This is a genomic window from Streptomyces sp. NPDC087310 (genome assembly GCF_044744405.1).
Lineage (GTDB): Bacteria > Actinomycetota > Actinomycetes > Streptomycetales > Streptomycetaceae > Streptomyces.
The window spans coordinates 80,028-92,141 of record NZ_JBIUYF010000010.1; the positions used below are offsets into that span (position 1 = coordinate 80,028).

The following is a 12,114-nucleotide window of genomic DNA, read 5'->3' on the forward strand; positions in this document are numbered from 1 at the left end:
TGGTGAAGGGGGGAACGGGGCAATGACGGTCATCGTGGGACCGGTGGCACCGGGGGAGGACGGGCCGATTCCCGTCGTGGTGGGTCCGGCCGGGCAACCGGCGGGCTCGGCAGGCGAGTTCGACTCCGTCTACGAGGGCGAGGAGACCCGGGACGGCGCCGCGCGGCGCGTCCTGCGGGTCGCAGCGGACAGCTACGGCGACGGGCTGGACCTGGCCCGGCGCTGCGCCTCGCAGGCCATGCGGAGACTGGGCGACCTGGGGGAGGGGTTACGGCCCGACGAGATCGAGTTACAGGTCTCGATCACCCTGGACGCGGGCGCGGGCCTGCCCGCCGTGGTCAAGGCGGGCGCCGAGGCGCACCTCCAGGTCACCTTCCGCTGGCAGCCGGGGGACACCGGCGATCCGGACGACGCACCGGATGACGCACAGGGCGTCGCGGCGGGGGCCGCCCGGTGACCGTGACACCCGCACCCGCACCCGACCCGGCGCCCGACCCCACAGCCGAAGCCGAGCCCGGCCCCGCGTCCGGCCCCGCGTCCGGCCCCGTGTCTTCGGGGGAGCCCGTACCGCCGATCCCGATCCTCCCGTACAGCCGTGTCGTCGGTCAGGACGACCTCAAGCTGGCGCTGGAGCTGAACTTCGTCGCGCCGAGCATCGGCGGTGTCCTCGTCACCGGCCAGCGCGGCACCGCCAAGTCCACCGTCGTCCGCGCCTTCGCGCTGATGGCGCGCGGGGAACTGCCCGTCACCCTGCCGATCAACGCGACCGACGACCGGGTCCTCGGCGGCTGGGAACTCGACGCGCTGATGCGCGGCGAGGCCAGGGAACAGTCGGGGCTGCTCGAAGAGGCCCACGACAAAGGGCTGTTGTACGTCGACGAGGTCAACCTGCTCGACGACCACCTGGTCAACATCATCCTGGACGTGGTCTCCACCGGTGTGCTCTCCGTCCAGCGCGAGGGCATCGCCGCGGCCCGGCACCTCTCCTTCGGGCTCGTCGGCACGATGAACCCAGAGGAGGGCGGGCTGCGCCCCCAACTCCTCGACCGCTTCGGCCTGATGGTGACCGCCGCCGAACTGGACACCGAGGCCCGCCACCGGATGATCATGACGGTGCTGACCTTCGAGGAGGAGCTCGCCAGGAGCGGTTCCCCCTGGCTGGCCGAGGCCGACCGGGAGAGCGCCGCGCTGCGCACCACCCTGCTGGCGGCCAGGGGCGCGCTGCCCGGCGTCGAGGTGCCCGACGCGGTCGGCAGGCTCTGCGCCGAGTGCGCGGGGCGGCTCTCCGCCGTGGGGCACCGGGGCGAACTCGTCACCGCGCAGGCCGCCCGCGCCCTCGCCGCGCTGGAGGGCGCGGTACGGACCGAGCCCCGGCACGTCCGGCGGGTCCTGCCGTTCGCGCTGCGCCACCGGCGGCCCGAATCGACGCACGCCGGCAGTTTCGAGTGGGGGCCCGACGACGACGCCCGTGTCGACGACCTCTTCGGCTGACCCGGCCATGACCGCACCCGAACCCTCCCCACTCCCTCCGGACCCGGCTGCCCTGCACCCGGCCGGCCTGGACCTGGCCGGCGTGGACCTGGCCGGCCTGGACCCGGCCGGTTTGGAGCGCCGGCTGCTGACCGCGCTCGTCTGCGCCGCCGTCGAACCCGGGCTGCCCGGCGTGCTCCTCTTCGACCTGCCGCCCGAACTCGTCGCCCCCGTCACGGAGCTGTTCGCCCACCTCCTCGACCTGGCCGCCGCGGGCCCGCCCCCGGCGGACGCCGGGACGCCCCCGGCCGCGCCCGCCGCCCGCACCGTCCGTACGGTCCTCGGCGCCGCCACCCGCGACGAGGACCTGTGGATACGGCCCCGGCTGCGGCGCGGCCCCGACGGCATCGCCTTCTCCCTCGCCCCCGGCCCGCTCACCGAACCGGCCCCCGGCCCCTCGCTCGCCGTCGTGCCCGATCTCGCCCGGCTGGGGGTGACCGGGATGCGGGCCGTGGTGCAGTTGCTCGGCGCCGACGTGGCCACCGTCGAGCACTCCGGGCTGCGTCACCGGTGGCGCCCGCGCGCCCGCTGGCTGGCCGTCTGCCGCGCCGAGGACACCGAGCGGGTCTCGCCGCACGTCCTCGACCGCTTCCCGGTCCGGCTCTCCGTCGCCGGACTCCGTACGCTCCCCGCCGCCGGGCCGTTTCCCGTCGGCCAGCTCTCCGCCGGCCCGCTTCCGGATGGCCCGCTCCCGGACGCCTGGCGGGCGGCGCTGGAGTCGGCCGCGGCCGGGCACCCGCCCCTCACCCTCTCCGAGGCGCTCGCCCCGCGCGTCCTCGAACTCCTCGGCCCCGACACCGGCCACCGCCGCGCCCTCGCGCTCGCCCGGATCGCCCGCGCCCTCACCCGGCTCGACGGTGCCACCGAGGTCACCGCCGCCCGCGCCGACGAGGCCGCGCGGCTGATCGGGCTGGCCTCGGCGCCGCCGTCCCCCGCGCCCGAACCCGCCGGGCCCACCGGACCCGGGCCCGCCCCGCCGCCCCCGCAGGACCCCGGTGACCGCCGCGCCCCGCACCGCGGCGAGAGCGGCCCCGACGCGCCCCGCCCCGCGCCGCCGGACCGGCCGGTGCTCGCGCCCGAGCCCGCCGAACGGATCGGCCCGGCCGCCGCCCCGGGCGCGGCGGCGCCCCGTACCCCGTACCCGGAGGACGAGGCCGCGCCCCTGCCCGAGTTCGCCTCCCTGCGCACCCCCTGGCGGCGCACCGCGGGTCCCGGCGCCGCGCGCGGCCCGGTCATCGGCGTACGGCGCTCGCACGACCTGCGGGACCTCGCCTTCGTCCGTACGGCGATGGAGGCGGCCAAGTACCAGGCGGTACGCGGCCGTTCCGAGCGGCTGTCCGTCGCCCCCGCCGATCTGCGCGGCTACGTACGCGCCCCCGAGCCGGAACGGCTGCTCACCCTCGTCCTCGACCACACCTGCCGGGCCGATCTGAACTGGCGCACCGTGCTCGAACCGTTCCTCCAATGGGCCTACATCCACCGGGCGTCCGCCCAGGTGGTCGAGGTGGGCGGCGCGGGCGCGGCGAGCGAGCTGCGCGCCGAGTCGTTCACCGCCCGCAGCGTCCTCGACCCCCGGATCACCGCCGCGCTCGCCCGGCCGCCCGGCCGTGCCACCCCCCTGGCCCACGGCCTGGAACAGGCGGGTCAGGCGCTGCGCCGGGCCTTCCAGCACCACCGGGCCGGGCTGGTGGAAGCCTGGCTCGTCGTGGTCACCGACGGGCGGGGCAATGTGCCGCTCGACGCGAGCCGCCGCGACCGCCACGGCCCGGAACCCGTCGCCCGCAGGGGAGTTGACGACGCGCTCGGCGTCGCCGCCCGGATCAGCGCCATGGACCGTACGCGGCTGCACTGCGTGGTCGTCGACCCGGGCGGCCGGCCCTACGCCGATCTGCCCTTCCTCCTCGCGGACGCCCTCGGCGGCACCGTCATCGAGGCGCGCCCGGCCGACGGGCCTCCGGCCGACGGGCCAGAGGCCGACGGGCATGCGGCGGAGGCGGTGACCGACGGTGGGTGGTGAACCGCACCGGCTCGCCCGCTGGCTCTCCGGCGCCACCGGGATACGCACCACCCGGCCCGGCGCGCGCCCCCGGACCACGCCCGTCCCCGCGCACGCGCAACCCGGCGAACCCGAAGGACTCGGCGCCGCCCCCGTCGACCCGGAAGCGCGGCTGCCGGCCGGGATGGCCGTGGTCAGAGTCGTACGGGGACGGCACACGAGCGGCCGGGAGGCGTTCGGGTTCAGCGCCCGCTGCGAGGGCGTCGCCCCGCTCCCGTACACCACGGGGCCCACCCAGCTCCGCCCCGCCGCCGTCGGCCTCGGCAACGCGCGGGCCGGGGAGGCGCCGTCCGAGATCCTGCGGGCCATCCGCCGCTGGTCGGGCAACCAGCGCGGGCTCGCCGACTGGATCAACCGGGCGCGCGCCGAGCACGGCGCCGATCTGCACGTACTGATCTGGGACGACACCGGCTACGAGCTGCCCTGGGAGACCCTGTGGCTGCCCGCCGAGCCGGACCGGGGGCTGGCGGGCGGGCTGCTGGGCGCGCTGGTGGTGATGTCCCGCTGGACGACCCTCCACGAGGTCCACCGCGATCTGCCGCACGCCCCCGGCGACTGCGAGGGCCGGGTGCTCGGCTACTACCACCGCGGCATGCACCACGACATCACCGCCTTCCGCCCCTACTCCCACCAGCCCCACCTGAAGATGAGCGGCTTCCTCGACGCGCTGGACCGGCAGACCGCCGAGCGCACCGGACTCGTCTACATGGCCTGTCACGGCACCTACGACGAGCGGATCAGCGCGCTCTCGCTCGCCGAGGTGACCTGGGCGGAGCTGGACGAGCGCGCCATGGCCGTGCTCGGCAGGGACCAGGCGCTGGTCTGCCTCAACGCCTGCCACTCGGCGCGCTTCGTGGAGAACGACGGCGGCGGGGAGGAGGCGCTGCGCGGCTTCGCCGAACTGTTCCTCCGCAAGGGCGCGGCGGGCATCATCGTCACCGCGGGCGAGGTCGGCGACCTGGCGGCCCGCGCCCTCGTCAGCCGGCTCGTCCAGGAGGTGATGGCGAGGCCGCGACAGCCCGTCAGCCAGGCGCTGCGCGCCTTCCGGGCCCGCGCGGTGGACGACTTCGGCCCCCTGTCGGACATCCCCCGGGCCCGTCATGATGACGGGGAGGTCGACCGCGAGGGCCAGAAGCGGGTGCTGCGGCTGCTCCACAGCTTCATGTTCCAGTACTACGGACACCCCCACACCACGCTGCTCCTCACGCACCGGCCCACGGACGAGGCGGAGAGGGGTGCGCCATGAACGGCGACGAACAGCCCCTGCTGATCGAGCCCGTCGTCAGCCGCCCGCGCGAGGCCGAGGCGGGCCGCACCTATCTCGTCACGGTCGACCTCCGGGGCCCCCTCGCCCCCGACGGCACCGACGACCCGGAGCGCGCCTGGCCCTGCCAGGAGGAGGAGTTGACCTTCACCGTCGGGCTCGACGGCGCCCCGCACTTCGTCTGCGAGGTGCTGGACGACCCGAGCGTCGTCCTGCACCGCTTCGGCGGTACGTACGGGCCCGCGCGCTTCGTCGTCACGGCGGGCGCCCTGACCGGGCCCGCCGGGCTGTGGCTGACCATCAGCAACCAGTGGGGGATGCCCGTACGCAAGGCCGAACTGCCCTGCCGGATCAGGGAACCGGGCACCGGCGCGGAGACCGGGGCGCCCGTCGTGGGGTACGTGCGCGGTGACCCGGCGTACGGCGCCGGCGAGTACGGCGGCCAGGGGCACCTCGGCGGCGGCCCGCCCCGCGCCACGCGTCGCGGAGCGCCGACCCCTCCTCCGCACCCGGCCGCCGACCGCCCCGTACCGGTCATCCGGGCGGACCGCGACCGCCTGTGGGCCGCCTGGATCGCGGACACGCTGGAGCGGCACGGGGTGCGCGCGGCCCCGTACCCCTGGGAGCCGCCGGACGAGACCCCGCTCGACCGCTGCCTACGGGATCTCGCCCCGGACCGGGGCCCCGTCCTGCTCGTCCTGAGCCCCGCGTTCTTCCGCCGCAGCCCGCGCGACGGCGCGGAGTGGAACGCCGTGCTCAGCGACCTGCTCGCCCGCCACCCCGGCCGCCTCCGCGCCGTCTCCGTCACCCTGCCCGACCACATCGGAGCGCTGCCCCGGGCGGCGGAGCTCCTCGCCCCGGTCCCCCTTACGGCACTGGACGCGCCGGAGGCCACGCGCCGGCTGCTCGGCCTCTTCGCCCCGGAGACCCCGGACGCGCCGGAGACCCTGGACGCGCCGGACCCGGCCCCCGCGCACGCCGTCCCGCTCACCGGCGCCCGCTACCCGGGCGAGAGCCCCGCCGTATGGGGCGGTGTGCCCCGCCGCAACACCCGCTTCACCGGCCGGGACACGCTGCTCGACGCCGTGTACCACGCGCTCCACCAGCCGACCGGGGCCGTCGCGCTGTACGGCATGTCGGGCGTCGGCAAGACGCAGCTCGCCGCCGAGTACGCGTACCGCTTCGGGGCGGAGTACGACGTGGTGTGGTGGGTCTCCGCCGGTGACCGGGTCCCCTGCCGCCAGGGACTCGCCGAACTCGCCCCGGCGCTCGGCCTGTCCACCGGTGTGGAGTACGGCGAGCGGCTGCGCGCGGCACGGGACGCGCTGCGCCGCGGGGAGCCGTACGGCCGCTGGCTGGTCATCCTGGACGGCGCCGACGAACCCGACCGGATCGGGGACCTCGTGCCCACCGGCCCGGGCCATGTGCTCATCACGGCACGCAACTCCCAGTGGGGCGAGCGCGACAGCACCCTGCTGGAGGTCCCCGTCTACGACCGCACCGAATCGGTGGCGTTCGTCCGCCGCCGCGCGCCCCGGCTGTCCCCCGAGGAGGCGGGCCGGCTCGCGGAGGCGCTGGAGGACCTGCCGCTGCTGCTCGACCAGACGGCCGGCTGGCTCAACGACTCCGACCTGTCCGTCGAGGAGTACATCGAGCTGCTCAGACACGGTGTCGACCAGGACGTCGTCAAACTCTCCGCGGACTTCCCGCTCACCTTCCGGACCGGCTGGGCGATTCTCCTCAACAATCTCCGCGAGACCGTCCCCGAAGCGGTCGACCTGCTCCGCCTCTGCACCTTCTTCGCGCCCGGCGCCGTCCCCGTACACCTGGTGCGGAACCTGTCACCGGAGGGCCTGCCGTACCCGATCGCCGCCCTCGTCTCGGACCCCGCCCGCTGGGACCGGGTGATCGACAGGCTCCGGCAGTACGCGGTCGTCCGCACCGCCGGTCCCGGACCGTACGGCAGGGCGGACGACATCCTCTCCCTGCACCGGATGGTCCACCAGGTCGTCCACCTCGGCATGTCAGGTCCTGAGCACACGGAACTGATCGACGTCGCGCGCCGTACCCTCACCACGGCGAACCCCGGAAACCCGGCGCGGACCGCCCACTGGCCCCGGTACGCGGAGATCACCCCGCACCTCAAGTGGGCCGACGTGCTCAGGAGCACCGACCCCGCGATGCACACCCTCGTCCTGGACTGCCTGCGCTACCTCTACCTCTCGGGCGAGTACGGCGAGGGCATCGACCTCGGCCGGCGCACCCTGGACGCCTGGCGGGAACTGCTCGGCGAGGCCCACCCCAGGATCTGGGACCTCAGCCACCACTACGCCAACCTGCTGCGCGCGGTCGGCGACTACGCCGGTACGGAAGCCATCGACCGCGCGGCCGTCGACCACCTGCGAGAGGCGCGCGGCGCCCAGGACCTGGAGCACCTGCGGGCCTCCGGCGGGCTCGCCGCCGACCTGCGCGGCCTCGGCCGGTACGAGGAGGCACGGGTGATCTCCCGCTGGATCCTCGCCTCCTACCAGGAACTCCTGGGGACCGGCGACACCCGTACCCTCAACGCGCAGAACAACCTGGCCGTCTCGCTCCAACTCCTCGGCCGCTACGAGGAGTCCCTGGAGCTCAACCGGCGCACCCTGGAGACCCGCCGTGAGGTGCTGGGCCCGGCCCACCCCTCCAGCCTCTACTCCGAGATCAACTACGCCGTCGACCTGCGCCTGCTCGGCCACTACCAGCAGGCGGAGGCCCTCCAGGCCCACAGCTTCCGCAGCCACCGGCAGGAACTCGGCCCCGACCACCCGCAGACCCTGCGCGCCGGCCACCATCTGGCACTGTGCCGCTACCTCGCCGGCCCGGCCGGTGCCCGACCGCTCTTCGGACAGATGCTGGCGCGCTGCGAACGCGTACTCGGCGACCACGATCCGCTCACCCAGATGATCGCGACGAGCTGCGCCTGGCTGGAACGCGAGACGGGCGACCCGGCCAACGCACTCGCCCGCCACACCGAGGTGGAGGAGCGCTACACCGCCATGCTGGGCCCCGCCCACCCCTTCACCGTCGGAGTACGCGGCAACAGGGGCCTGACCCTGCTGGTCCTGGGCGAACGGCAGCCGGGCCGCGCGGAGATCGAGCGGGCCCACACCGGCATGCGCGCCGTGGTCGGCGACGACCACCCCTGGACGCTGGGATGCGCGCTCAACACCTCGGCGGCGAGGCTCCTGACAGGGGACCACGACGACGCCGTCACCCTGAGCCGCACCACGGTCGCGACAGCGCTCCGCACCCTGGGCCCCCGCCACCCCCTCACCCTCGCCTGCCAGGTGGGCTACGCGGCGGGCCTCCGGGCACAAGGCCGCCACGAGAACGCGGCGAAAGCGGAGGGAGAAGCCCTGGACGGCCTGTCGGCCACCCTGGGCCCACTCCACCCGACGACGGTACGGGCCCGCAGCCGGGCCCGCACACACTGGGACTTCGAGCCACAGATCATCTGAGCCGGGCGCACACCGCCGCGCCCCACCGCGGGCTCAGCCCTTCGTCACCAGCCGGAGAACCTCCCGGGCGTGCTCGACGGAGCCGTCGACGGTGTGCACCTCGTACGTCGAGTCGATCATGAAGTGCTCGATGCCCGTCCGCTCGTGGATCTCCTTGACGGTGTCGGCGACCCGCGCCGTGCTCGTCCCCGCGTCGATGTTGACCCGCAGCACGGTGTCGATCGCCCGGGGGTCGCGGCCGTCCTGCTGGGCCAGTTCGTCCAGCAGCGCGCGCTGCCGGACGAGGCCGTCGACGTCGACGTAACTGGGCACGACGACCAGCGGCAGCCAGCCGTCGCCGCGTCGGGCGACACGGCGCAGCGCGCGCTCGGACATGGCCCCCAGGTAGAAGGGCGGACGCGGCTTGCGCACCGGCTTCAGCGGCGAGTGGTGCTCGGGCACGGAGAGCTGCGCGCCCTCGTACCGGGCCGGATCGGTGGTCCAGATGGCGTCAAGGGCGTCGAGCAACTCGTCCATACGAGCCCCGCGCCGGGTGAAGTCCACACCGGCCGCCTGGTACTCCTCGGGCGACCAGCCGATCCCGAAACCGGGCAGCAGCCGTCCGCCGCTGATCAGATCGATCGTCGTCAACGACCGGGCGAGCTGGACAGGAGGGTAGAGCGGGCCGATGAGAACGTGGGAGCCCAACAGCACCCGACTGGTCGCGGAGGCGGCCACACCGAGCAGCACGAAGGGATCGGCGGCGGCGTTGAGCTCCTGCGGGATGGTGTCGCCCTGCCCGCCATAACCCACGACGGGCCGGACCGCGGCCAGGTTCCGGTCCCCCACCCAGAGACTGGCACCCCCGGCCTCCTCGATCGCGGAGGCGAACGCGGCCGTGTGGGCGACGCCGTGGGCCTGGTTGTTGAACTGCGGGAGGGCAAAACCTATCTTCATGACGTCCTTCACGCTGCGTCTGTGCCGGGCGAGGTCTTCGGCCCCGACCGACATGGCCTTCGTCGGGCGGGACATCACCCTACAAACGGACCGGCTGGCCGAACACCCGTCGTGCAGAACGCTGTTGACCGGTCAGTCATGGCGTCGACGGACGGTTCCGCGTCCTTGCAACCAGTGTCGCCCTCGCGCATCGGCTGCATGATGAGATCGAGTGGGGCGGGAGGCTTTCGCGCCCCTCAGGCAAGGTGAGAAGGGGGAGACTCTCCCGTGGCTGTCAGAAATGGTCGGGCAGCCAGGGCTCGAACTGTGCCGTGCTGTGGACGAGGTTCCTGAGGGCCTTTTCCGATGTGGCGTGGACTCCGGCCATGCGGGCCGAGGTGGTGGATCGGTAGCCGCCGGCGTACCAGACAGCGAGTTGGCGCCGTGTGAGGGCCACCTGTCCCTCGATGTGGGTGGGGATGATCTCGGCTGCTCCGTCACTGACCCGAAGCATCCACCGGGCCCAGTCGCCGGTCTCGTTCTCGATCTCGATCGGTACGGCGGTGGTGAGGTCGGTGCGCCACCCGCGGAGCCGGATGGCCTCGGAGATGTTGAGGATGCGGAGCATCCAGGGGTGCCAGGCTTCGGCGGTTGCGCGGTGGTGGCGGAGTCCGTGGAGGAGGGTGGGGTAGGGCGGGAGGGCGCCGCGCCGGAACTCGATGGTGCGGGCGCGGGTGTTGTGGTGGCCGAGGAAAGCGAACATGGCGGCGGCAGCGGGCTGGCCAGCAGCCCAGAAGTCATGGACGACCAGGCTCATGCCGTGGCGCTCGTGCCGTTTGGTGGTGAGGCTGAGCAGGCCGGTGGTGGGGTGGCCGGGTCGGGCGAAGCGGTAGGTGGTGAGGTTGCTCTTGTCGTGTTTCCACCGGGTCCACCAGGCGGGCCGGTGGACGGGGCCGTTCCACTGGCGGGCGAGGTCGCGTTGGAGGGCTTCGGCTTCGGCGCTTGGTCCGTGCTCGGCATCGAAGTCCTCATTGGCGAAGGAGTATTTGAGGTCGTCGGTAGCCACTGCCCACGCGAAGACGCAGGTGGGAGCTTCCCATCCGAGGCGGCGAGCGTAGCCGGTGGAGGAAGTCACGATCGCGGAGATCACCGCTCCACGCTCGATCAGGGGGCGCAGTCGTTCGGTGGCCAGGTCGGTGGCCAGGTGCTCGCCCCGCTCCTCGGGGGCCACGCAGCCGTCGCCGAGGCAGGCGCTGGGGACGGGAGCGCCGCCGAAGAACTGATCGACGAGGAGGCCCAGTCCGCCGGCGACAACCCGGCCGGCGCGGACGGCGACCTGGAGGTCGGCGTGCCGGCGCAGGTGGGTGATGTCCCCGACCGGGTGGCCGTAGGCACGGGTGGCGAGCTGGTCGTACTGCTCCCACAGGCCGTCGTCGGCCGGGGCGAAGGTCAGCTGCTGGTTCATGGTCCGCCCTCAGTAGTGGGTGGCGTCGCGGGCAGCGCCGGCGTCCAGAGGCACGAGGAAGGTGCGGGTGAAGGTCAGGACGCTGATGCGGTGCTGGTTGCGTGCGGTGGTGTGGCAGGTGATGACCCCGGTGTCGGGATGACTCTCGGAGGCCCGGCGGGTGAGGATCTTCGTCTCGGCGTACAAGGTGTCGCCGATGTGGACGGGCGTGGTGAAGCGCACGTGGTCGACGGCCAGGTTGGCGGTGGTCAGGCCGCTGATGCTGCGGACGGTCATGCCGGCCACAAGATTGAGGGTGACGCCGGAGCAGACCAGGATGCGGCCCCACTGGGTCTGGCTGCTGTAGTGGGCATCGGTGTGGATGGGCGCGACATTGCCACTCAAGGCGGCGCCGAGGAGGTTGTCGAGTTCGGTGACGGTCCGGCCGGGCCGGTGTTCGATGATCAGGCCGGGGGCGAGTTCGGGGTAGGAGAGGCCGACGCTCTCGCGGATCCGGTCCTCGCCGATCTGTCGGTAGCTGTGAGGCGGGCCGGCGCTCATGACGTACGGTCCGTTTCGGCGACGAGCGCGCGAGCCCGGTTGAAGAAGGGGGTGCCGCGCATCTGCCCGTTCACGGTGGTCGCCGTTCCGCCGCTGGCGTCGGCGGCCGCGACGATGGCGCGGGCCTGTGCGATCTCCTCGGTGGTCGGGGTGAAGACCTCGTTGATCACCTGTACGTGGCGGGGGTGGACGCAGCCCTTGCCGTAGAAGCCGATTTCCTTGGCCCGTTCGGCGTCACGGCGCAGGATGCCGGAGTCGTCGAGTTCCCAAGTGGGGGCGTCGATGGCGGGGATGTTCGCGGCGGTCGCCGCGTTGATGAGGGCCGAGCGGGCGTAGTGGAGGGCCTCCCAGCTCAGGCCGCAGTGGACGGAGGCGGCGTAGTCGGCAGAGCCGAAGATGACGCCGCCGAGCCGGGGTGCGTGCATGATCGCGGGGAGAGTGTCGAAGGCCCGAGGGCTTTCGATCAGCGCCCAGATGTCGGGGGTGTAGCCGTCGGCGTCGAGTACGGCGGCGACGAGTTCGATGTCACGGGGGGATTCCACCTTGGGGAGCACGATGAGGTCGGGCCGGGCGGTGTAGCAGGTGAGGGCGGCGAGGTCTTTGATGCCGTCGATCGTCGTGAGGCTGTTCATCCGGATACCGAGGGTGCACGGCGGGTCGGGGTGGGCGAAGAACACTTCAGAGGTGGTGCGGGCGGTCTGCTTGTCGGGGAGGGCGACGGAGTCCTCGATGTCGACGACAGCGACCGCGGCGCCTGACCTCCGCGCGTTGGCGAAGCGGCCTTCGTGGAGGCCGGGGGTGATGATCCAGGCCCGTCCGGGCCGACGGCTGTTGTTGGTCACGGAGT

The 12,114-nt window shown here is 73.7% G+C and carries 9 protein-coding genes; 5 read left to right on the plus strand and 4 right to left on the minus strand.

What is annotated here, in order from left to right; translation table 11 throughout:
- The first annotated feature begins 22 nt into the window (after nucleotides 1-22).
- From ACIO3P_RS33445 to fxsT, 5 genes are read left to right on the plus strand one after another with little or no spacing between them, the layout of a single operon-like run.
- Nucleotides 23-457, plus strand: a complete 435-nt coding sequence (locus tag ACIO3P_RS33445) for a CU044_2847 family protein (protein ID WP_401851208.1) — start codon at nucleotides 23-25, stop codon at nucleotides 455-457.
- Nucleotides 454-1,491 (plus strand): AAA family ATPase, encoded by a 1,038-nt coding sequence (locus ACIO3P_RS33450; RefSeq protein ID WP_329829369.1) that lies wholly within the window; start codon nucleotides 454-456, stop codon nucleotides 1,489-1,491. Before ACIO3P_RS33445 ends, ACIO3P_RS33450 begins: the two co-directional genes overlap by 4 nt.
- A gap of 7 nt (nucleotides 1,492-1,498) precedes the next feature.
- Nucleotides 1,499-3,547: a hypothetical protein gene (locus ACIO3P_RS33455; RefSeq protein WP_401851205.1), complete on the plus strand. Its 2,049-nt coding sequence runs from the start codon at nucleotides 1,499-1,501 to the stop codon at nucleotides 3,545-3,547.
- Nucleotides 3,537-4,832, plus strand: coding sequence for a CHAT domain-containing protein (locus tag ACIO3P_RS33460; RefSeq protein ID WP_401851203.1), 1,296 nt, complete (start codon nucleotides 3,537-3,539; stop codon nucleotides 4,830-4,832). The genes ACIO3P_RS33455 and ACIO3P_RS33460 overlap by 11 nt, the downstream gene beginning before the upstream one ends.
- On the plus strand, nucleotides 4,829-8,347 hold the full coding sequence (gene fxsT, locus ACIO3P_RS33465) for an FxSxx-COOH system tetratricopeptide repeat protein (protein ID WP_401851200.1): 3,519 nt from the start codon (nucleotides 4,829-4,831) through the stop codon (nucleotides 8,345-8,347). Before ACIO3P_RS33460 ends, fxsT begins: the two co-directional genes overlap by 4 nt.
- Before the next feature lie 33 nt (nucleotides 8,348-8,380).
- Here the strand turns inward: fxsT and ACIO3P_RS33470 are convergent, their stop codons facing one another.
- The 4 genes from ACIO3P_RS33470 to ACIO3P_RS33485 form a co-directional block, all read right to left on the minus strand.
- Complete coding sequence (locus tag ACIO3P_RS33470) at nucleotides 8,381-9,283, minus strand: TIGR03619 family F420-dependent LLM class oxidoreductase (protein WP_401851198.1); 903 nt, start codon at nucleotides 9,281-9,283, stop codon at nucleotides 8,381-8,383.
- A 274-nt stretch (nucleotides 9,284-9,557) separates the two neighbouring features.
- The gene (eis, locus tag ACIO3P_RS33475) at nucleotides 9,558-10,727 is read right to left on the minus strand and encodes a GNAT family N-acetyltransferase (protein ID WP_329829375.1); all 1,170 of its coding nucleotides are present in this window, start codon (nucleotides 10,725-10,727) and stop codon (nucleotides 9,558-9,560) included.
- Nucleotides 10,728-10,736: 9 nt separating this feature from the next.
- On the minus strand, nucleotides 10,737-11,267 hold the full coding sequence (locus ACIO3P_RS33480) for a MaoC family dehydratase (RefSeq protein WP_329829376.1): 531 nt from the start codon (nucleotides 11,265-11,267) through the stop codon (nucleotides 10,737-10,739).
- Nucleotides 11,264-12,109 (minus strand): CoA ester lyase, encoded by an 846-nt coding sequence (locus tag ACIO3P_RS33485; RefSeq protein WP_329829377.1) that lies wholly within the window; start codon nucleotides 12,107-12,109, stop codon nucleotides 11,264-11,266. Before ACIO3P_RS33485 ends, ACIO3P_RS33480 begins: the two co-directional genes overlap by 4 nt.
- Between the last annotated feature and the right edge of the window lie 5 nt (nucleotides 12,110-12,114).

Coding starts and splice junctions, on each gene's coding strand:
- ACIO3P_RS33445 (WP_401851208.1), top strand. CDS start 23: ATGACGGTCATCGTGGGACCGGTGGCACCGGGGGAGGACGGGCCGATT.
- ACIO3P_RS33480 (WP_329829376.1), bottom strand. CDS start 11,267: ATGAGCGCCGGCCCGCCTCACAGCTACCGACAGATCGGCGAGGACCGG.
- ACIO3P_RS33470 (WP_401851198.1), bottom strand. CDS start 9,283: ATGAAGATAGGTTTTGCCCTCCCGCAGTTCAACAACCAGGCCCACGGC.
- fxsT (WP_401851200.1), top strand. CDS start 4,829: ATGAACGGCGACGAACAGCCCCTGCTGATCGAGCCCGTCGTCAGCCGC.
- eis (WP_329829375.1), bottom strand. CDS start 10,727: ATGAACCAGCAGCTGACCTTCGCCCCGGCCGACGACGGCCTGTGGGAG.
- ACIO3P_RS33455 (WP_401851205.1), top strand. CDS start 1,499: ATGACCGCACCCGAACCCTCCCCACTCCCTCCGGACCCGGCTGCCCTG.